Source organism: Micromonospora sp. NPDC050200 (assembly GCF_040656135.1).
Classification (GTDB): domain Bacteria; phylum Actinomycetota; class Actinomycetes; order Mycobacteriales; family Micromonosporaceae; genus Micromonospora.
The window spans coordinates 1-18,685 of the sequence record NZ_JBFALG010000004.1 but is presented as its reverse complement, the minus strand read 5'-3'; the positions used below and the strand labels follow the sequence as shown (position 1 = coordinate 18,685).

General features: G+C 74.5%; 20 protein-coding genes. 14 read left to right on the top strand and 6 right to left on the bottom strand.

Annotated elements, in window-relative coordinates; genetic code table 11:
- The first annotated feature begins 10 nt into the window (after positions 1-10).
- The 4 genes from AB0I41_RS04280 (at position 11) to AB0I41_RS04265 (ending at position 3,854) form a co-directional block, all read left to right on the top strand.
- On the top strand, positions 11-769 hold the full coding sequence (locus tag AB0I41_RS04280) for a methyltransferase domain-containing protein (protein ID WP_357101687.1): 759 nt from the start codon (positions 11-13) through the stop codon (positions 767-769).
- 42 nt (positions 770-811) lie between these two features.
- Positions 812-1,978, top strand: coding sequence for an acyl-CoA dehydrogenase family protein (locus AB0I41_RS04275; RefSeq protein WP_357101685.1), 1,167 nt, complete (start codon positions 812-814; stop codon positions 1,976-1,978).
- Between the two features lie 70 nt (positions 1,979-2,048).
- On the top strand, positions 2,049-3,116 hold the full coding sequence (locus AB0I41_RS04270) for a type III polyketide synthase (protein ID WP_357101683.1): 1,068 nt from the start codon (positions 2,049-2,051) through the stop codon (positions 3,114-3,116).
- A gap of 147 nt (positions 3,117-3,263) precedes the next feature.
- Positions 3,264-3,854 carry a hypothetical protein gene (locus AB0I41_RS04265; protein WP_357101681.1) on the top strand — a complete coding sequence of 197 codons (591 nt, stop codon included), beginning with the start codon at positions 3,264-3,266 and terminating at the stop codon, positions 3,852-3,854.
- Between the two features lie 25 nt (positions 3,855-3,879).
- Here the strand turns inward: AB0I41_RS04265 and AB0I41_RS04260 are convergent, their stop codons facing one another.
- Positions 3,880-4,605 (bottom strand): hypothetical protein, encoded by a 726-nt coding sequence (locus AB0I41_RS04260; RefSeq protein ID WP_357101678.1) that lies wholly within the window; start codon positions 4,603-4,605, stop codon positions 3,880-3,882.
- A gap of 328 nt (positions 4,606-4,933) precedes the next feature.
- Between AB0I41_RS04260 and AB0I41_RS04255 the strand changes: the two genes are divergently transcribed.
- From AB0I41_RS04255 to AB0I41_RS04240, 4 genes are read left to right on the top strand one after another with little or no spacing between them, the layout of a single operon-like run.
- Positions 4,934-5,419, top strand: a complete 486-nt coding sequence (locus AB0I41_RS04255) for a CarD family transcriptional regulator (RefSeq protein WP_091626665.1) — start codon at positions 4,934-4,936, stop codon at positions 5,417-5,419.
- A 54-nt stretch (positions 5,420-5,473) separates the two neighbouring features.
- Entirely contained in the window at positions 5,474-6,169 is a 696-nt protein-coding gene (ispD, locus tag AB0I41_RS04250; RefSeq protein ID WP_357101676.1) for a 2-C-methyl-D-erythritol 4-phosphate cytidylyltransferase, read from the top strand.
- A gap of 16 nt (positions 6,170-6,185) precedes the next feature.
- A complete protein-coding gene (ispF, locus tag AB0I41_RS04245; RefSeq protein ID WP_357101674.1) occupies positions 6,186-6,680 on the top strand; it encodes a 2-C-methyl-D-erythritol 2,4-cyclodiphosphate synthase in 495 nt (164 codons plus the stop codon).
- Positions 6,677-7,687, top strand: a complete 1,011-nt coding sequence (locus tag AB0I41_RS04240; protein ID WP_357101672.1) for a tetratricopeptide repeat protein — start codon at positions 6,677-6,679, stop codon at positions 7,685-7,687. The genes ispF and AB0I41_RS04240 overlap by 4 nt, the downstream gene beginning before the upstream one ends.
- Positions 7,688-7,896: 209 nt before the next feature.
- On the opposite strand, the gene AB0I41_RS04235 is transcribed toward AB0I41_RS04240, so the two are convergent.
- Positions 7,897-9,060: a cupin domain-containing protein gene (locus AB0I41_RS04235; protein WP_357101670.1), complete on the bottom strand. Its 1,164-nt coding sequence runs from the start codon at positions 9,058-9,060 to the stop codon at positions 7,897-7,899.
- Between the two features lie 94 nt (positions 9,061-9,154).
- Between AB0I41_RS04235 and AB0I41_RS04230 the strand changes: the two genes are divergently transcribed.
- The 5 genes from AB0I41_RS04230 (at position 9,155) to AB0I41_RS04210 (ending at position 13,898) form a co-directional block, all read left to right on the top strand.
- Positions 9,155-10,012 carry a hypothetical protein gene (locus AB0I41_RS04230; RefSeq protein WP_357101669.1) on the top strand — a complete coding sequence of 286 codons (858 nt, stop codon included), beginning with the start codon at positions 9,155-9,157 and terminating at the stop codon, positions 10,010-10,012.
- A 231-nt stretch (positions 10,013-10,243) separates the two neighbouring features.
- Positions 10,244-11,443 carry a fumarylacetoacetase gene (gene fahA, locus AB0I41_RS04225; RefSeq protein WP_357101667.1) on the top strand — a complete coding sequence of 400 codons (1,200 nt, stop codon included), beginning with the start codon at positions 10,244-10,246 and terminating at the stop codon, positions 11,441-11,443.
- Positions 11,444-11,596: 153 nt separating this feature from the next.
- A complete protein-coding gene (locus AB0I41_RS04220) occupies positions 11,597-11,806 on the top strand; it encodes a DUF397 domain-containing protein (RefSeq protein WP_357101665.1) in 210 nt (69 codons plus the stop codon).
- A 116-nt stretch (positions 11,807-11,922) separates the two neighbouring features.
- Positions 11,923-12,405, top strand: a complete 483-nt coding sequence (locus AB0I41_RS04215) for an SRPBCC family protein (RefSeq protein WP_357101663.1) — start codon at positions 11,923-11,925, stop codon at positions 12,403-12,405.
- 251 nt (positions 12,406-12,656) lie between these two features.
- Positions 12,657-13,898 carry a PQQ-binding-like beta-propeller repeat protein gene (locus AB0I41_RS04210; protein WP_357101661.1) on the top strand — a complete coding sequence of 414 codons (1,242 nt, stop codon included), beginning with the start codon at positions 12,657-12,659 and terminating at the stop codon, positions 13,896-13,898.
- Between the two features lie 101 nt (positions 13,899-13,999).
- Here AB0I41_RS04210 and hisC read toward each other — a convergent pair whose 3' ends face one another.
- The 4 genes from hisC to hppD are packed head-to-tail and all read right to left on the bottom strand — an operon-like array spanning position 14,000 to position 18,031.
- Positions 14,000-15,103 (bottom strand): histidinol-phosphate transaminase, encoded by a 1,104-nt coding sequence (hisC, locus tag AB0I41_RS04205; protein WP_357101659.1) that lies wholly within the window; start codon positions 15,101-15,103, stop codon positions 14,000-14,002.
- On the bottom strand, positions 15,100-16,101 hold the full coding sequence (locus AB0I41_RS04200; protein ID WP_357101657.1) for an RDD family protein: 1,002 nt from the start codon (positions 16,099-16,101) through the stop codon (positions 15,100-15,102). The genes hisC and AB0I41_RS04200 overlap by 4 nt, the downstream gene beginning before the upstream one ends.
- On the bottom strand, positions 16,098-16,814 hold the full coding sequence (locus AB0I41_RS04195; protein ID WP_357101655.1) for an RDD family protein: 717 nt from the start codon (positions 16,812-16,814) through the stop codon (positions 16,098-16,100). The genes AB0I41_RS04200 and AB0I41_RS04195 overlap by 4 nt, the downstream gene beginning before the upstream one ends.
- An 11-nt stretch (positions 16,815-16,825) precedes the next feature.
- A complete protein-coding gene (hppD, locus tag AB0I41_RS04190) occupies positions 16,826-18,031 on the bottom strand; it encodes a 4-hydroxyphenylpyruvate dioxygenase (RefSeq protein ID WP_357101653.1) in 1,206 nt (401 codons plus the stop codon).
- 145 nt (positions 18,032-18,176) lie between these two features.
- Between hppD and AB0I41_RS04185 the strand changes: the two genes are divergently transcribed.
- A complete protein-coding gene (locus AB0I41_RS04185; protein WP_357101651.1) occupies positions 18,177-18,668 on the top strand; it encodes an Lrp/AsnC family transcriptional regulator in 492 nt (163 codons plus the stop codon).
- Positions 18,669-18,685 lie beyond the last annotated feature (17 nt).

The window sequence follows — 18,685 nt, the reverse complement described above, 5'->3', positions numbered from 1 at the left end:
CGCTCGGTCCATGCGGAACGGTCCGGTGTCCAGTCCGCCCCGCCTGCTGCCCCCCAACGACCCCCGCCAGTACGACGACCTGGCCGGCGAGTGGTGGCGACCGGACGGCGCGTTCGCCATGCTGCACTGGCTGGCCCGGGCCCGGGCCGCCCTGGTCCCGCCCGCGGGCCGGCCCGACGCCCTGCTGGTCGACCTGGGCTGCGGCGCCGGGCTGCTCGCCCCGCACCTGGCCGGCAAGGGCTACCGGCACGTCGGGGTGGACCTGACCCGGTCCGCGCTGGCGCAGGCCGCCCCGCACGGGGTGACGGTGGTCAACGGCGACGCCACCGCGGTGCCGCTGGCCGACGGCTGCGCCGACGTGGTGGCCGCCGGTGAGCTGCTGGAGCACGTGCCGGACTGGCGGCGCGCGGTGGCCGAGGCGTGCCGGCTGCTGCGGCCCGGTGGCCTGCTGGTGCTGGACACGCTGAACGACACCGCGCTGGCCCGGCTGGTGGCGGTGCGGATCGGGGAGCGGCTGCCGACGGTGCCCCGGGGCATCCACGATCCACGGTTGTTCGTGGACGCCCGGGAGCTGGTCGCCGAGTGCGCGCGGCACGGCGTCCACCTGCGGATCCGCGGCATCCGGCCGAGCCTGCGCGGGACGCTGGCCTGGCTGGTCCGACAGGCGCGCGGCGGTTCTTCGGGGGTGGTCGACGGGCGGCAGCCCCGGATCAGGCCGACCTGGTCGGTCGCCGTGCTCTACCAGGGACACGGGGTGCGGCACGGGTAGCCGGACCGCGCGGGGGCAAAGGGACGGGCGAGGAGGAGCGATATGACGGTGCACGCGCTGGAGGCGGCCCGCCGGTTGGCGCCGCGGTTCGCCGCGCGGGCGGCACGGCACGACCGGGACGGCTCCTTCCCGGTGGACGACTTCGCCGACCTGCGCGAGGCGGGGCTCTTCGGGCTGATGGTGCCGCGCGAGCTGGGCGGCGCGGGCGCCACCTTCGCCGAGTACGCGGCGGTCGCCACCGAGCTGGCCCGGGGCAACGGCGCGACCGCGCTGGTGTTCAACATGCACGCCTCGGTCACCGGCGCGCTGGGCGCGGTCACCGAGGAGTTGGCCGAGGCGCTGGGCGTACCGGACGAGGCGCTGGCCGCCCGGGACCGCCTGCTCCGCGCGGCGGCGGAGGGCTCCTGGTACGCGGTCGCGATGAGCGAACGCGGCGCCGGCGCGCGGCTTTCCCAGCTCAGCACCGCCTACGAGGCGGTCGACGGCGGCTGGCACATCAAGGGCAGCAAGACCTTCTGCTCGGGCGCGGGGCACCCGGACGGCTATCTGGTGGCCGCGCGCAGCGCCGCCGACCAGTCGGTGGTCTCCCAGTTCCTGGTGCCGGCCGGTGAGGGGCTGACCGTGGAGCCGACCTGGGACTCACTCGGCATGCGGGCCACCTCCTCGCACGATCTGCACCTGGACGTCACCGTCCCCGCCGACCGGCTGCTCGGCGGGGTGGAGGGGCTGGCCCTGGTGGTGGCCCAACTGATGCCGCACTGGCTGGTGGCCAGCTACGCGGCCGTCTACGTCGGGGTGGCCCGGGCGGCGGTGGACGCGGCGGCCGAGCACCTGAACGCCCGCAACCTCGCCGGCCTGCCGGCGGTCCGGGCCCGGTTGGGTCGGGCCGACGCGGCGGTGGCGGCGGCCCAGCTGGTGGTGGCGGAGGCGGCCCGGCGGGTCGACGAGGCTCCCGGCGACGCCGAGACCAACCGCTGGGTCTGGCGGGCCAAGCTGCTCGCCGGCACGACCGCCGCCGACGTGGTGGCATCCGTGCTGGAGGCGGCCGGCACGTCGGCGACCCGACGGGGTCACCCCCTGGAAAGGCTCTACCGGGACGCCCGCTGCGGGTCGCTGCACCCGGCGACCTCGGACGTCTGCGCGGACTGGCTCGGCATCGCGGCGTTGGGCGGGGACCCGGATCGCGACGGATCGATTCCTCGTTGGTGAGGGCGTGGTGGTCGTTCCCCGGGGCGGGGGCGGCCGCCGGGCGTGCAGTCGTGGACGAGAGGTGGGGGACATGGCCGTGCCAGTGATCGCGGGCCTCGGTACGGCGCAGCCGCCGGGGGCCGCGCAGGACGAGCTCTGGGAGGGCTTCTTCTCCCGGCACTTCTCGGGCACCACCCGGGCGCTGGCCGCGCGGATCTTCGCCAACTCCGGAGTGTCCCGCCGGCAGGCCGCGGTCAACCCGCTGCTGGAGGACGTCTCCGACTGGCCGACCGAGCGCCGGATGCGGCGCTACCAGGTCGAGGCGCTGCCGCTGGGCAAGGAGGCGGTGGGTCGGGCGCTGACCTCCGCCGGTCTCGCCGCCGGGGACGTCGGGCTCTTCGTGGTCTGCTCCTGCACCGGGTACGCCACCCCGGGGCTGGACATCCTGCTCGCCCGGGACCTGGGCATGGCCCCCGACACGCAGCGGATGTTCGTCGGGCACATGGGCTGCTACGCGGCGCTGCCCGGGCTCGGCGCGGCGGCCGACTTCGTCACCGCGCGGGGGCGGCCGGCGCTGCTGCTCTGCGCCGAGCTGACCAGCCTGCACATCCAGCCGGCCGGCGCCCGGATGGACACCCAGCAGATCGTCTCGCACGCGCTCTTCTCCGACGCCGCGGTCGCCGCCGTGGTGGTCCCCGGCTCGGCGGGCCCCGATTCGCCGGGCGGGTACGCGCTGCGGGAGGTCACCTCGGTCACCGACACCTCCACCGCCGACCACATGACCTGGGATGTCACCGACACCGGTTTCCGGATGGGCCTGTCGCCGAAGGTCCCGCAGGTGCTCTCCACGCACGTCCGGGGGCTGGTGGACGACCTGCTGGCCCGACACGGCGCGGGCCTCGCCGAGGTGGACGGCTGGGCGGTGCACCCGGGCGGTCCGCGCATCCTCAACGTGGTGGAGCGCGAGCTGGCCCTGCCGCCGGAGGCCCTCGCGGCCTCCCGGGCGACGCTGGACGAGCACGGCAACTGTTCGTCGCCGACGGTGCTGCTGATCCTGGACCGGCTGCGGCGGGCGCCCGTGCCGCCGCGGCGGGTCGTGATGCTCGCCTTCGGTCCGGGCCTCACCCTGTACGCGGCCCTGCTCGAACGCCGCCCGTGAACCCCGCCGGCATCGTCGCCCGTCCACCGGCTGGGCGTCGGTCCGCCCTTCCCGCTGGCCGGCCGACGAGGTGGACGGGTCGGCCGACGGGGATCCGAGGCGCGTCGCGGGCCGGCGGGGTCGGGGCCGGCTGGTTACGCTCGGCGGATGGGTGACAGGGCGGACGACCGGCTCCGCGGCGGTGTGCTGGCAGTGGCGGCCCTGCTCGCCCTGGCGGCGGGCGGCGGGTGGTGGCGGGCCACCGCCCCGGCCACCGGCCCGCACCCGGTGGCGGTCGGCACGAGCCCGCGGGGTGTCGGCCCGTCCGGGCCGCCGGAGAACCTCGACGAGGTGCTGGCCGCGGACCCCGGCACGGCGGTCCGGGTGGTGATCGACGCCGAGACCGGCCGGGTCCTGGAAAGGACCGAGCTGCCGGGCGACGGGCACGCCGTACGGCTACCCCGGTTCACCGACACCCTGTGGCGGGAGCGCCTGACGCTGACGCCGGGTCAGCGGCCGGTGCGCCGGGAGTCGCTGGCCGACGGGGCGCGGCACCTGTTGCAGTACCGCTGCACGGGCCGCGGCGAGCTGCTGATCTCGATCGTCCACGGCTCGTACCGCGACACCGGCCGGACGACCTGCGACGGGGAGCTGATCGGGCTGGAGCTGCCCGATCCGCTGGCGCCCACCCGGATCGAGTTCTCCGCGGTCGCTCCCGGGCCGGTCGAGGCGGAGGCGCAGCTCGTCACCGTGCCCTGAGCGCCGGGCGCCCGCACCGGCCGGGTCAGCGGACCAGTTGGGTGAGGTCGGCGCGGTAATCGGCGGTTGTGGCCAGGTCGGGGATCACCCGGTGCACCGTGCCGGATCGGTCGACCAGCAGCGCGGTGGCGGTGCCGGGGCGGGGTTCGAGGTGCAGCGCGGCCCGTAGCCCGCCGGCCGGGTCGGCGAGGGCCCGTATCGGGCCGCCGGTGACGGGGTCGGGACCGACCGTACGGCCGCCGGTGACGGTGACCACCGAGACGCCGGCGGGCGCGGCGGCCGCCGCTGCGGCGACCTGCTCGGTGCAGGCGCAGGCGTCCACCAGGATGATCATCGCGGGCAGCAGGCCGCGCAGCGGCACCGGCGACTGGCCGGCGTCGACCAGGTCCAGCGCCGGCAGGGGCCGGCCGGTCAGCGTGCCGGGCGAGGCCGGCAGGACGGTCGGCCGCTCGGTGCCGCGGGGCGAGCGGGGCCAGGTGACCGCGAGCAGGCCGCCGATGGTGGTGAGCAACGCCACCAGCAGGATCAGCGCGGGCAGGGCGAGCGGTGACCGGCCGTCCGGGTGGGGGGTCAGCCCGAGCCGGCGTCGCCAGCGCGTGCCGGAGGCCCGGCGCCGCAGCTCGCGACGGAGCTGCTCGGCCTCCTCGGCCAGCGCCGACGCGTCGTCCGGTACGACCACCCGACCCCACTCCGGAGGCAGGTCGGGCAGCCCGTCGGACGGGCCGTGGCCCTCTGCGTCAGGCATGCCCATCGGACCCCCGGGAAAGTGGCTCGTGAGCGGACAGCGGTACCCCTCCAGGGTCCCGCACACCCCCCTCCTGCCGCCAGACCCGGGCGGGCCGGGCGCCGCCGGGCTACCATGGGAAGAGCGCGTAGCCCGAGAAATCCACGCTCCGATCACCCGTACCGGGCTGTCATCTGTTGGCCACGGAGCGTGTTCAAATCATTGGTTTGACTGCCTGTCAAGCTGAAGAAATACCTCTCACAGGGCCCCTGAGCTGCGCCAACGGTCAGGACAGCGGTGGGACATCGGTGCCTGAGCGTGTTACCCTAGACACAGCGAAAGGGGTTTCGAACCTATGGTTTTCAGTGTCGGCGAGACCGTTGTTTACCCCCACCACGGGGCCGCACTCATCGAGGCAATCGAGACTCGGGTCATCAAGGGCGAGCCCAAGCAGTACCTCGTCCTGAAGGTCGCGCAGGGTGACCTGACGGTCCGGGTGCCCGCTGAGAACGCCGAGATCGTGGGTGTGCGCGAGGTGGTCGGCGAAGAGGGCCTCGGCAAGGTCTTCGACGTGCTCCGTGCACCGCACACCGAGGAGCCGACCAACTGGTCGCGGCGTTACAAGGCGAATCTGGAGAAGCTGGCCTCCGGAAACCCGCTGAAGGTCGCCGAGGTCGTCCGCGACCTGTGGCGCCGGGAGCGGGAGCGGGGCCTGTCCGCGGGCGAGAAGCGCATGCTCGCCAAGGCCCGCGACATTCTCGTCGGCGAGGTCGCGCTGGCCGAGAAGAGCACCAAGGACGAGGCGGAGACCTTGCTCGACAAGGTCCTGACCGAGGCCTGATCCCACCGGATCGTCGTACCCGTCCCGCAGCAAAGAAACCACCAGGACCGCGACGTGACCGCGCAGCTTGATCCGCGCGGTGACGTCGCGGTCCTCGTGCCTGCGGCCGGTGCCGGGGTACGCCTCGGCCCGGGCGCGCCGAAGGCGTTGCGCCTGCTCGGCGGCGAGCCGCTGCTGGTGCACGCCGTACGGCGGATCGCGGCCGCGCCGTCGGTGCACACCATCGTGGTGGCCGCCCCGGCGACCGAGGTGGCGGCGGTCCGGCGGCTGCTGGCACCTGTGGCGTCGGTGGTGGTCGTGCCGGGCGGCGCGGAGCGCCAGGCGTCCGTGGCGGCCGCCCTGGCCGCCGTGCCACCGGGGCCCGGCATCGTGCTGGTGCACGACGCCGCCCGCGCGCTGACCCCACCCGAGCTGATCGAGTCGGTTGCCGCGGCGGTCCGCGCCGGGCACCACGCGGTGATCCCGGTGCTCCCGGTGGTCGACACGATCAAGGAGGTCGGCGTCGGCGAGGTGGTCCTCGGCACCGTCGACCGCTCCGCGCTGCGCGCCGTGCAGACCCCGCAGGGCTTCCGCCGGGACGTGCTGACCGCCGCGCACGCCGCGGCCCGGGACCCGCTAACCGACGACGCGGGGCTGGTCGAGAAGCAGGGCGTGCCCGTCTTCTGCGTGCCCGGCTCGGAGTACGCGCTCAAGGTCACCCGCCCGTTCGACCTCGCGCTCGCCGAGTACCTGCTGGCCGCCGGCCACTGACGCGTACCCTCGGCTCATGATCGTTCCTCGGGTGGCCGTCGGCACCGACATCCACGCCTTCGAGGCCGGCCGGCCCTGCTGGCTGGCCGGGCTGCACTGGCCGGGCCAGGACGGCCTGGCCGGTCACTCCGACGCCGACGTGGTCGCGCACGCCGCCTGCAACGCGCTGCTCTCCGCCGCCGGCCTCGGCGACCTGGGCGCCAACTTCGGGGTCGACCAGCCGGAGTGGGCCGGCGCCTCCGGGTTGGCGCTGCTGACCGAGTCGGCCCGGCGGGTCCGCGCGGCCGGCTTCGAGATCGGCAACGTCTCGGTCCAGGTGGTCGGCAACCGTCCCAAGATCGGGCCGCGCCGCGAGGAGGCGCAGCGGGTGCTCTCCGTGGCGGTCGGCGCGCCGCTCACCCTCTCCGCCGCCACCAGCGACGGGCTGGGCTTCACCGGACGCGGCGAGGGGCTCGCCGGGATCGCGGTCGCCCTGGTCTACGACGCGCCGGCCGACCAGCCCCAGCGATGACCGGCGAGGAGCCGGACCTCGACGGCTGCCGGCAGCGGGCACAACTGCTCGCCGAACTCGGCCGGTACGACGAGGCCGTCGAGGAGTTGGGCTTCGCGCTGGCCCTGGACCCGACCGACGCCGTCGCGCTGGCCCTGCTGGCCCGGGTGCACCTGGTGGCGGGCCGGCCGGCGGAGGCGCTCACCGCGGCCGACGCCGCCTCGGCCGGCGCACCCACTGCCGTCGCGCCCCTGGTGCTCCGGGGGTTCGCCCTGGCCGACCTCGAGGAGTACGCCGAGTCGGCCCGTACGGCGGACCGGATCCTCGCGGTCGGGCCGACCGACGCGTACGCCCAGCGGGGCGCCGCCGGGATCCTGGCCGAGGCGCGCAACGGGCAGTCGGCGCTGAACGCGGCCTGGCGCGGGGTGGAACTGGCCCCCGACGAGCCGCAGGCGCACCTGGTGCTCGCCCTGGTCGCCGGCCGGCTGGAGCTGTTCGACCTGGCCGAACGGGCCTACCGGGAGGCGCTGCGGCTCGACCCCGAGCTGGCCGAGGCCCGGCAGGATCCCGGCGTCATCCGGTTGGAGCGGCGGCGCTGGGCCGAGGCGCTGGAGCAGGTGGCCGCGCTGGCCAGCGTGAACCCCGGGCGCGCGGCGGGGCTGCCCGTCACGGCGGGGATCCGGCGCGTGGTGCTCCTGGGAGGAGCCTGGACGCTGGTCGGCAGCCTGGTCGTCGCCGCCCTCGCGCCCGGCGGAGCCGGCCTGGCCCGCGCCGTCGCCGTGCTGGCGGCGGTCGCCGGGGCGCTCGCGGTCTGGCGGCTCGCCACGCGGGTGGCCGGCCTGCGTCGTGACGTCCTGCCGGACCTGTGGCGGACCGACCGACCGCTGGCGCTCGCCGTCTACGGGGTCGCCGCCGGCCCGGCCCTGCTGCTGCTCCACACGCTGGTCGGCACGCCGTGGCCGCTGGTCGCGGCGATCGCCGTCACCACCGCCGCCGTCCTCGCCGTCCTCACCCGCCCACCCCGCTGACCCCCACGAAACCGGAGAGCCCCACGCTGGGCAGCAGCACCACCATGATCCCGCGAAGAGGACATGGGTGGTGGCACCGTCGGACGGACACCGACCAGGTCAGGTTCTCGCCGGAGCCCGACCTGCGCAGGGATCAAGCCTGACCGCCCGGAGCAGGTCGGGCTCCGGCGAGAACCCACGACCGCGCCGCGACCGGCCTCGACGAAGAGCTAGCGACGCGCCCAGGTCCAGGCGTACCCCTCGTCCTCGCACTCGCCGGCCGCGTCGCACAGGTCGAGCGGGCGGAAGGTGTCCACCATGACGGCCAGCTCGTCGAAGAAGTCGACGCCGATGGAGCGCTCCGCCGCACCCGGCTGCGGGCCGTGGGTGAAGCCGGACGGGTGCAGCGAGATGGAGCCCTGCTCGATGCCGGAGCCGCGCCGGGCCTCGTAGTTGCCGCCGGTGTAGAAGAGCATCTCGTCGGAGTCGACGTTGTGGTGGTGGTACGGCACCGGGATGGCGTCCGGGTGGTAGTCCACCTTGCGCGGGACGAACGAGCAGATCACGAAGTTCGGGCCCTGGAAGGTCTGGTGCACCGGCGGCGGCTGGTGGATCCGGCCGGTGATCGGCTCGAAGTCGTGGATGGAGAAGGCCCACGGGTACATGTGCCCGTCCCAGCCGACCACGTCGAACGGGTGGTGGGCATAGACATGCCGGGTCCAGCCGCGCCGGTGGCGGACCAGCACCTCGACGTCGGTGCCGTCGACCAGCAGCGGCGCGTCCGGCCCCCGGACGTCCCGCTCGCAGTACGGCGAGTGCTCCAGGAACTGGCCGCGCACCGACAGGTAGCGCTTGGGCGGGCCGATGTGCCCGGTGGCCTCGACGGCGAGCAGCCGGGTGGGGGAGTCGCCGGTCGGCACCAGCCGGTGGACGGTCGAGGTGGGGATGACCACGTAGTCGCCGGCCACCGCGTCGAGCACGCCGAAGGTGGATTCCACCCGCAGCGTGCCGGCCTCCACGTAGAGGCACTCGTCGCCGGTGGCGTTGCGGTAGAGCGGGGACGGCCGGTCGGCCAGCACGTACGCGATCCGGACATCGTCGTTGGCCAGCAGGTAGCGCCGGCCGAGGACCGGGTCGGCGCCGGTGCCGTCCAGCTTGTGGGTACGCAGGTGGCGCGGCTTGAGCGGGAGGTTCGGCATCCGGGTGTACGCCGGCGGGGTGAACTCCTCGGCGGCGACGATCGCGGTGGGCGCGTGCCGGTGGTAGAGCAGGGACGAGTCGGAGGAGAAGCCCTCCTGGCCCATCAACTCCTCCGTGTAGAGGCTGCCGTCGGGCTGGCGGAACTGGGTGTGCCGCTTGCGGGGCACCTCGCCGACGCTGCGGTAGTACGGCATGTCGCCTCCCGTTATGTCCCGTTCTCCGGCCGGTGACGTCCGATAATCGGACGCTGTTGTCCGTTCCTTGTAGCGTCCCGTAGATTCTTGTCTCGTGTCAACGCAGGTCCCCCGACTCTTCGCCGGCCTCGTCGACGACGCCGCCGTGTTCCCGCCCGGCAGCGCGTCCCTGCCGGACGCCGTCGCCGCCCACCACCGGCACCGCGACGCCTGGTACGCCGACCTGGTCGGCCCGCTGCTGGTGCCCGCCTCGACGCTGCCGGTCCTGGCCGGCCTGCTCCGTCCGGACGGGCGGATCGCGGCCGGTGTCATCGGTGACCTGGCGATCGGCCGGCTCGACGCGGCGCTCGCCGAGGCCGATCCCCGGATCACCGTCCGGCAGATCGAGGTGGCGGTCGCCAAACGTGGCGAGGACCCGCAGCCCGGCCTGGCCGAGCTGCTGAAGCTCGCCGAGCGGCTGGCCGGCGTCGACGTCTACGCCGAGGTCCCGTTGACCTTCGGGTTGACCGGCGCGCTGGACACGCTGGCCGGCGCGCGGGCCGACGGGCTGCCGGTCGCGGCGAAGTTCCGCACCGGCGGGCTGGCCGCCGAACTCTTCCCCACCCCGGTCGAGTTGGCCGCGGTGATCTGCGCCTGCCGCGACCGGGGCCTGCCGTTCAAGCTGACCGCCGGGCTGCACCACGCGCTGCGCCACGTCGACCCGGAGACCGGCTTCACCCACCACGGCTTCGGCAACGTGCTGGCCGCGGCCCTCGCCGCCGCCGAGGGCGCCGAGGTGGACGCGGTCGCCGCCCTGCTCGCCGCGACCGACCCGCTGCCCCTGGTCGAGCAGGCCCGGGCGCGGCGCGACGAGGAACGCCCGCTCTGGGTCGGCTTCGGCTCGTGCAGCATCCTGGAACCACTGACCGATCTGATCCGGCTGGGGCTGGTGAACGGGGGATTCGACCGATGAGCGAGCGTAGCGAGCGAATCAGCAGGCGCAGTGCGTTGGTGCCTCATGGCGGCACGGAGCGGAGCGGAGTGGCGGCATGAGCGAGCGTAGCGAGCGAATCAGCAGGCGCAGTGCGATGCTGCCTCATGGCGGCACTGCTCACAGTCCGATCCCCGGCCGAGGCCGCGGCGACGGTGCTGCACAGACCGACGCGGCCGGGGCTCGGACCGTTCGGCGCAGCGGAGTGGCGGCATGAGCTGGGTGACGGGCGCCGACGCTTCCCCGTACGGGGTGGCCAACCTGCCGTACGGGGTGTTCCGGCACGACGGACGCGGGCCGCGGATCGGCGTACGCATCGCCGACCTCGTGTTCGACCTGGCCGGCGCGGAGGCGGCCGGCCTGGTGCTCGCCGCCGGCGCGCTGGGCCGTCCCACTCTCAACGACTTCATGGCGCTGGGCCGTCCGCAGTGGACGTCGGTGCGGCAGCGGATCGTCGAGCTGCTCACCGACCCCGCGCACCGGGCGGCGGTGGAGCCGCTGCTGGTCCCGCTCGACGAGGCGGAGCTGCTGCTCCCCTTCGAGGTGGCCGACTACGTCGACTTCTACTCCTCCGAGCACCACGCCTCGAACGTCGGCCAGATCTTCCGCCCCGGCCAGCCGCCGCTGCTGCCCAACTGGAAGCACCTGCCGATCGGCTACCACGGCCGGGCGGGGACCGTCGTCGTGTCCGGCACCCCGGTGGTGCGTCCCACCGGGCAGCGCGCCACCCCGCAGGGTCCGACCGCCGGCCCCTCCGTACGCCTCGACATCGAGGCCGAGGTGGGCTTCGTGGTCGGCGTGCCCAGTGCCCTCGGCGACCGGGTCGCCGCCGCCGACTTCGCCGACCACGTCTTCGGCGTGGTGCTGGTCAACGACTGGTCCGCCCGGGACATCCAGGCCTGGGAGTACCAGCCCCTCGGCCCGTTCCTGGGCAAGTCCTTCGCCACCTCGGTCTCGGCCTGGGTGACCCCGCTGGACGCGCTCGCCGACGCGTTCGTACCGGCGCCCGAGCAGGACCCGCCGGTGCAGGACTACCTGCGCGACACCCCGCACCTGGGGCTCGACCTGCGCCTCGCGGTGGAGTGGAACGGCGAGCGGGTCGCCGAGCCGCCCTTCGCGACCATGTACTGGACGCCCGCCCAGCAGCTGGCCCACCTCACCGTCAACGGGGCCTCGCTGCGCACCGGCGACCTCTACGCGTCCGGCACCGTGTCCGGCCCGGAACGCGGCCAGGTCGGCTCCTTCCTGGAACTCACCTGGGGTGGCACCGAGCCGGTCAAGGTCGGCGGCGGCGAGACCCGCACCTTCCTGGAGGACGGCGACACCGTCACCATCCGGGCCACCGCCCCCGGTCCGGACGGCACCACCGTCGCCGTGGGCGAGGTGACCGGGCGGATCCTGCCGGCCCGCTGACGTTCCGCAGCGGCCGGTCGCACCCGCTGTGCGACCGGCCGGTTCTCCTGCCGCGTTGATCGACCGGATTCGGTCACCATCCCACGCCGTCCCGTCCGGGGCGGCGTGGGTCGTGGCCGGCGTGGCACGTCCCAGCGGACAGGAGGTACGAGCATGAACGATCTCGTGGGCGCCCTCTGGCGTACCAGTAGTCGTTCCAACGATCAGGGGCTCTGCGTGGAGGTGGCGGACAACCTCGTACGCGACCGCGGCGTGGTCGGGATACGCGACTCCAAGGACCCGGACGGGCCGGTGCTCGTCGTCGGTCCGCCGGGCTGGACGGCGTTCGTCGAGGCGATCCGCCTCGGCGGCTTCCGCCCCTGACCCCGCCACGCGGGACCGCACCGGTGCCCCGATCTGGGCACCGGTGACGGAAATTCCACCGGGGGACCCCCCGTGGCGCGCTCACCCGCCGTACCGTGGACGCCACGGGAGGTGTCATGTCGACGGTCACGGTCACCGAGTTCGTCGAGGCGCGGGCCGACGAAGTGTGGGCGCTCCTGGTCGACCTGCCGGTCCGCGCGGACTGGCTCCGCACCGTCGGCGGCGTCGAGCTGCTGACCCAGGGCCGGCTGGGTCCCGGCACCGCCTGGCGGGAGACCCGCACCAGGCCGGACGGCGGCGACCAGGCGGAGGAGTTCGTGGTGCTGGAGGCGGGGCCGCCGCACCGGCTGGTGCTCAGCTCGCCCGGCATCGGGGTGGACTACCGGATCACCTGGACCCTGCGCGCCGTGCGCCGGCGGGGCCGGGGCTGCACCGCCGTCACCGTGGAGCAGCAGGCGCTGCCGACCGCCCCGTACGGCCGGGTGGTCGCGCTGCTCTTCGGGGGGCTGGCCGCCCGGGCGGTCGAGGGGTCCATCCGCCGCGACCTCACCGACCTCGCCACCGCCGCCGTGCGCGCCAACGGCGCCGAGGCGGCCTGAAGCCGACGCCGTGCGCGCCAACGACGCCGAGGCGGCCTGAAGCCGACGACGTGCGCGCCAACGGCGCACTGAAGCCGACGGCGTGCCGGGCCGGCCCCCGATCCGCCGCGAGCGCGGGCCGGACCACGGCGCAGGCCGGCCGCCGAGTCTGGGAACGACGGCGACCCCGCCGGGTGACACCGGCGGCGACGCCGCGACCTGCGCGGGGTAACCGGGGGTTGCCTCGGTAGGGTGCCGGGCGGAGGTGCGGCATGGGTGTCCAGAAGGGCCGGCGACGGATCATGGTCGCGGTCGCGGCGCTGCTCGCCCTCGGGGCGGGCGCCGCCGTCGGCTACCGGGTGCTCGCGCCCGCCGAGGTCGTCACGCCCGCCCAGGCTGCCCTGCCGCCGCTGGTCACCCCGCCCACCGGGGTGGTGGGCCGGCTGCCCGCCGCGCCGCTGATCGTCGACGGCCGGCTCCGGGTGTACGCGGCGCAGCGCCAGCTCTACGCCGACCGGCCGGCCGACAGCCGGCACCGGGTCACCCCGTTCTGGTCGTACCGGCGGTGGCCGGCCCAGCTCGACGGGGTGCTGGTGACCGGCAGCACGGTGGTGAGCCGCTGGTCGGACGGGAAGGTCGTCGCACTGGACGGCCGTACCGGAAAGGTGGCCTGGCGGGCCGACGGCCCAGCGCCGGGGGAGGTCTCCGCCGCCCGGCGCACCGGCGCGGCCGTGGTCTGGGACCCGCGGGGGATCTTCGTCGCGCCGGGTCCGGACGAGCGGATGACGCTGGTGGTGTCCGGCGGGGGCGAGCTGCGCGGGTACGCGCTGGCCGACGGGCGGGAGCTCTGGCGGGCCACCGGTGGCGCCGACTGCCGGACCGATCTCGGGACCAGCGCCGCCGGCCAGGTCCTCTCGGTGGACGCCTGTGCCGGGCCGGCGAGCGTGGAGTTCCGCGACGCGGCGACCGGCGTGGTGACCGGCCGCTGGCGTCCCCCGGGCGCCGGTCCGGAGCTGTCCGTCACGCCGCTGGGTTGCCTGACCCCGCGCTCGCAGTGCCGGGGGCTGCGCACCTCCGACGGTCGGGGCTGGCTGGTCGGCCCGGGTGGGCCGCCGCTCGCCGCGCCGGCTCTGGACGCCGACGACATCATCCTGTCCGGGGAGTTCGCCATCGGGGTCACCGGCGGCGTGCTGAACGGCCGGGAGGCGCGTACCGGCAGGGAACGGTGGCGGCGCGGCGACCTGGGCGAGGTACGGGTGATCGCGGTCGAGCCCGGTCGGGTGCACGTGCTGACCCCGGAGCGGGACCTGATCACGCTGGATCCGAGGACCGGGGCGCAGCGGTCCCGTTTCCCGCTCACCGTCGGGGAGGACGGACTCGGCTGGGTGCCCGGGCTGGCGTACGCGGTCGACGGCTACGTGGCCGTGGAGCGGATCCGCGAGCGGGCCCGTCCGGAGGACGACGACCAGGGCTGGTTCCTGAACTCCGAGCCGGTGGTGCTCGCCGTGACCTGAGGTCACTGCGAGGCAAATCGGGCAAAATGTCCTAAAATGCAATAGCGTGAGTCGTCGGTCCGCCTCCGCTCGGGGTTGGCGGAGGCGGACCGACGTCGGGCTCAGGCCAGCGCGGACTCCGCCGCGGCCAGGAAGGCGTCGTTCTCGGCCGGGGTGCCGATGGTGACCCGGACCCCGTCGCCGGCGAACGGCCGGACGATCACCCCGCGCGCCTCGCAGGCCCGGCCGAAGTCCACCGCCCGGTCGCCCAGCGGCAGCCAGACGAAGTTGGCCTGGCTGGACGGCACGTCCGGGACCAGCTTGCGCAGCGCCTCGGTGACCCGGTCCCGCTCGGCGACGACCAGCGCGCAGCGCCGCTCCACCTCGTCCGCCTGCGCCAGCGCGGCCAGCGCGCCGGCCTGGGCGGCCATGCTGGTGGAGAAGGGGGTGACCACCTTGCGCACGGCGGCGGCCACCTCGGGGGCGGCGACCAGGAAGCCGATCCGCAGCCCGGCCAGCCCCCAGGCCTTGGAGAGCGTGCGGAGCACCACCACGTTCGGCCGGTCCAGGTAGGTCAGGCCGTCCGGCACCTCCGGGTCGGTGACGAACTCGCGGTACGCCTCGTCGATGACGACCAGCACGTCCTCGCCGACCGAGTCGAGGAACCGGTCCAGCTCCGCCTTGCGGACCGCCGTGCCGGTGGGGTTGTTCGGGTTGCAGACCAGCACCATCCGGGTCCGGTCGGTCACCGCCGCGGCCATCGCCGCCAGGTCGTGGCCGTGCCCGGCGTCGTTGGGCACCCGCACGCTGGTCGCGCCGCTGGTCGCCGCGATGATCGGGTACGCCTCGAACGACCGCCACGAGTAGAGCAGCTCGTCGCCGGGCAGGCAGGTGGCCCGGACCAGGTGCTCGGCCAGCGCCACCGACCCGCAGCCGGTGGCGATCCGGTCGGCGTCCACGCCGTACCGCTCGGCCAGCGCCTGGCGCAGCGCGACCACGCCCATGTCCGGGTAGCGGTGCGAGCCGGTCACCGCCTCGGTGACCGCCTCGACCACGCCGGGCAGCGGGCCGTACGGCACCTCGTTGCTGGCCAGCTTGATCGCCTCCGGCAGACCCAGCTCGCGGGCCAGGTCGGCCGGGCTGCGACCCGGTACGTAGTTGGGCAGCGCGTCCAGGTCGGCGCGGGTCAGGCGCAGCGCGGGACGGTGACGTCCGGTGTCGGTCATGGGGTGTCTCCCGGGGAGTCGGCACGGTCGTGCGGGGCGGTACGGGTGGCGGGGCTGCCGGGTCGCGGCAGTTGCACCACGACGGTCTGGGCGCGCTTGTCGTGCAGCGCCTGGCGCAGCGGGTGGTCGAAGAGCGCGGAGATCGCGTCGACGAACTGGAGCAGCAGGCCGAAGCCGCAGCAGTACCAGAGCAGGGTGGGTAGGCCGAGCGTGCTCCACCGGCGGGTGGCCCGGCCGAAGCCGAGCGGCTGGTCCGCCTGGACGGACACCGCCCGGATGCGCATCACCCGCTTGCCGAGGGTCTGCCCCCGAGCTGCCATCGAGGGCACCTCGTACGCGTACCAGAGCGCGGTGGCGATCACCAGGATGGCGACCAGCAGCGACCCGGACTGCACCCCGGCGGCCGGCAGTGGTTCGGTGGACAGGTCGCGGGCGTTCACCCGCCGCCAGTACTCCTCGAAGGGCGGGGCGATCTCGATCACGAACCGCCAGACGAACCAGCCGTTGACCACCGCGTTGAGCAGGAACACGATGCCGAAGTCGATCAGCCGGGCGACCAGCCGGGTGCCGTACCCGGCGAGCGGCAGCCCGTGCGGGCGCGGCTCCGGTGGACGCCCCGGCCAGGTGGGGTGGGGCCAGCCGGGCGGCGGCCCCTGCGGATGGCCCGCGCCCGGGCCGGGAGGCAGGCCGACGCCCGGTGGGACGCCGTGGCCCGGTGGGACGCCGTGGCCCTGCGGGACGCCGACGCCCTGCGGGCCCGCGCCGGGGCCGGGCGGGCCCGGCGGCCCGGGCGGGCCCGGCGGCCCGGGGAACCCGGTGGCCGGCGCGGCCGGGGAGACCGGCGGCGGCTCCGGGGCGGGGGGCGGCTCCGGCGGCGGGGGCCCCTCCGGCGGGGTGACGTCGACCGGGACGGGCGCGCCGACCCAGCCCTCGCCGTCCCACCAACGCCTGGTGGTGGGCTCAGCGGGGTCGACGTACCAGCCTGGTTGCACGCTCACCCGGACACCTTAACGACGACGGTGCCGGCGAACTTGTCGTGGAGGCACTGCTGCCAGGGCTTGTCCCACAGCTGCCAGAGCCCGTCGACGTAGCTGAACCCGGGGATGACCGATCCGCCGATCTGGTGGGCGGCCCACCGCTTGGCCGCCACCTTCCGGTCCAGCGTGGCGGTCGGGTCGAGCGGCACGATGCGCAGCTTCATCACCCGCTTGCCCACCGTCTGCCCGGTCTTGAACATCATCTCCACGTGGAAGACGTACGTCACGCCGATCGCGAACAGGAAGACCCCGGCCTCCAGGGCCAGGAACGGCAGCAGGAAGTCCGTGAACGGGTCCGGCTCGGCGTAGGTGCCGTCCGGTGGGGTGGCGGTCAGGTCGGGCAGTACCGCCATGAAGAAGACGAGCACGGCGGGCAGGATGACCACCATGCAGGCGGCCATGATCACCAGACTGTCGATCAGTACCGCCAGCAGCCGGTCGCCGAAGCTGGCCAGCGGCTGGCCGCCGGGGCTGAGCGGTACGGCCGGGAAGCCGGGCCGGGGCGGGGGGCCGGAGGCGGGCGCCGGGTAGGTCGGCAGTCCGGAGTACGGGCCGGGCTGCGGTGGCACGGCGTACCCCTGAGGGGTGGGACCGGAGGGCGGCGCGAAGCCGCCGCCGGCGGCGGGCGAGGGCCCACCGGCCGGCGGCGTCGGGTAGGTCGGAGGCTGCGTCACGCTCGACAGTGTTACAGGTTGCCGCGCGCTTCCTGCTCCCGCTCGATCGCCTCGAAGAGCGCCTTGAAGTTGCCCTTGCCGAAACCGAGCGAGCCGTGCCGCTCGATCAGCTCGAAGAAGACCGTCGGGCGGTCCTGCACCGGCTTGGTGAAGATCTGGAGCAGGTAGCCGTCCTCGTCCCGGTCGACCAGGATCTTGCGGGACTTCAGCTCCTCGATGGGCACCCGCACCTGGCCGATCCGGGCGCGCAGCTCCGGGTCGTCGTAGTACGAGTCCGGGGTTTCCAGGAACTCGACGCCGGCGGCCCGCATCGCGTCGACGCTGGCCAGGATGTCGTTGGTGGCCACGGCGATGTGCTGGGCGCCCGGGCCCTGGTAGAACTCCAGGTACTCGTCGATCTGCGACTTCTTGCGGGCGATCGCCGGCTCGTTGAGCGGGAACTTCACCTTGCGGGTGCCGTTGGCGACGACCTTGCTCATCAGCGCCGAGTAGTCGGTGGCGATGTCGTCGCCGATGAACTCGGCCATGTTCGAGAAGCCCATGACCCGCTTGTAGAACTCCACCCACTCGTCCATCCGGCCGAGCTCGACGTTGCCGACCACGTGGTCGACCGCCTGGAAGAAGCGCTTCGGCTGGATGCCGGCGTCGATCATCGGCTGCCGGTCCACGATCGGGCCGCGGGCCACGAAGCCGGGCAGGAACGGGCCGGTGTAGCGGGACCGGTCGACCAGGGTGTGCCGGGTGTCGCCGTACGCGGCGATGGCGGCCAGCCGGACGGTGCCGTGCTCGTCGGCGACGTCGTGCGGCTCGACCAGCCCGGTGGCGCCCTGCGCCACGGCGTGTGCGTACGCGGCGTCGACGTCCGGCACCTCCAGCGCGATGTCGGAGACGCCGTCGCTGTGCTTGGTGACGTGCTCGGCGCCGGCGGCGTCGGGGCGGACCGCGCCGGTCAGCACGAACCGGGCGGAGCCGCTGGTCAGCACGTACTCGGCGTGGTCCCGGTAGCCCTGCTCCGGCCCCCGGTACGCCACGCAGGTCATGCCGAACGCGGTGGAGTAGTAGTGCGCGGCCTGCTTGGCGTTGCCGACCAGGAAGTGCACGTGGTCGAGGCCCTTGACCGGGAACGGGTCGTGGCTGATGTCGTGGTCGACGGCGCCGACGAGGGCGTCGACGTCGACCTCCTCGGTCGACTGCGGTCGGTCGATCGCCTGGGTCATGGTGTCCTCCCTTGCGTACCGGCCGGCCTCGTGGGCCGTCGCGGTGCTCCGATGCTCTTCCACGGAGGATCGCGGTGACCCGGCTCACTGGGCAACCGTCACCGATCCTGCTGGTCATCCTGCACATTCGGTAGAGTGTTGAAACATGAACGCTGGACAGGATGTACAGCTCGACCAGCTGGACGCCAGGTTGATCCAGTTGCTTGCCGACGAGCCGCGGATCGGGGTGCTGGAGTGTTCCCGCCGGCTCGGGGTGGCCCGGGGCACCGTCCAGGCCCGGCTGGACAAGCTGGTCGAGCGGAGGGTGATCGGTGGCTTCGGGCCGGAGGTCTCGCCGGCCGCGATCGGCTTCGGGGTGACCAGCTTCGTCACCCTGGAGATCAGCCAGCGGCACGGCCACGACGCGGTCACCGCCCATCTGGCCGCCATCCCCGAGGTGCTGGAGGCGCACACCATCACCGGCGCCAGCGACCTGCTCTGCCGGATCGTCGCGAGATCCAACACCGACCTCCAGCGGGTGATCGACCAGATCGTCTCGTACGAGGGCATCCGCCGCGCCTCCACGATCATCGCGCTGGCCGAGCAGATCCCCTACCGCGTCCTCCCCCTGCTCCCCTCCGCCACCACCCCCGCCTAACCCCCCCACCCCCCACC

Excerpts from the sequence above, each read along its gene's own strand:
- AB0I41_RS04280 (WP_357101687.1), top strand. The coding sequence starts at position 11 with ATGCGGAACGGTCCGGTGTCCAGTCCGCCCCGCCTGCTGCCCCCCAAC.
- AB0I41_RS04275 (WP_357101685.1), top strand. The coding sequence starts at position 812 with ATGACGGTGCACGCGCTGGAGGCGGCCCGCCGGTTGGCGCCGCGGTTC.
- AB0I41_RS04270 (WP_357101683.1), top strand. The coding sequence starts at position 2,049 with ATGGCCGTGCCAGTGATCGCGGGCCTCGGTACGGCGCAGCCGCCGGGG.
- AB0I41_RS04265 (WP_357101681.1), top strand. The coding sequence starts at position 3,264 with ATGGGTGACAGGGCGGACGACCGGCTCCGCGGCGGTGTGCTGGCAGTG.
- AB0I41_RS04260 (WP_357101678.1), bottom strand. The coding sequence starts at position 4,605 with ATGGGCATGCCTGACGCAGAGGGCCACGGCCCGTCCGACGGGCTGCCC.
- AB0I41_RS04255 (WP_091626665.1), top strand. The coding sequence starts at position 4,934 with ATGGTTTTCAGTGTCGGCGAGACCGTTGTTTACCCCCACCACGGGGCC.
- ispF (WP_357101674.1), top strand. The coding sequence starts at position 6,186 with ATGATCGTTCCTCGGGTGGCCGTCGGCACCGACATCCACGCCTTCGAG.
- AB0I41_RS04240 (WP_357101672.1), top strand. The coding sequence starts at position 6,677 with ATGACCGGCGAGGAGCCGGACCTCGACGGCTGCCGGCAGCGGGCACAA.
- AB0I41_RS04235 (WP_357101670.1), bottom strand. The coding sequence starts at position 9,060 with ATGCCGTACTACCGCAGCGTCGGCGAGGTGCCCCGCAAGCGGCACACC.
- fahA (WP_357101667.1), top strand. The coding sequence starts at position 10,244 with ATGAGCTGGGTGACGGGCGCCGACGCTTCCCCGTACGGGGTGGCCAAC.
- AB0I41_RS04220 (WP_357101665.1), top strand. The coding sequence starts at position 11,597 with ATGAACGATCTCGTGGGCGCCCTCTGGCGTACCAGTAGTCGTTCCAAC.
- AB0I41_RS04215 (WP_357101663.1), top strand. The coding sequence starts at position 11,923 with ATGTCGACGGTCACGGTCACCGAGTTCGTCGAGGCGCGGGCCGACGAA.
- AB0I41_RS04210 (WP_357101661.1), top strand. The coding sequence starts at position 12,657 with ATGGGTGTCCAGAAGGGCCGGCGACGGATCATGGTCGCGGTCGCGGCG.
- hisC (WP_357101659.1), bottom strand. The coding sequence starts at position 15,103 with ATGACCGACACCGGACGTCACCGTCCCGCGCTGCGCCTGACCCGCGCC.
- hppD (WP_357101653.1), bottom strand. The coding sequence starts at position 18,031 with ATGACCCAGGCGATCGACCGACCGCAGTCGACCGAGGAGGTCGACGTC.
- AB0I41_RS04185 (WP_357101651.1), top strand. The coding sequence starts at position 18,177 with ATGAACGCTGGACAGGATGTACAGCTCGACCAGCTGGACGCCAGGTTG.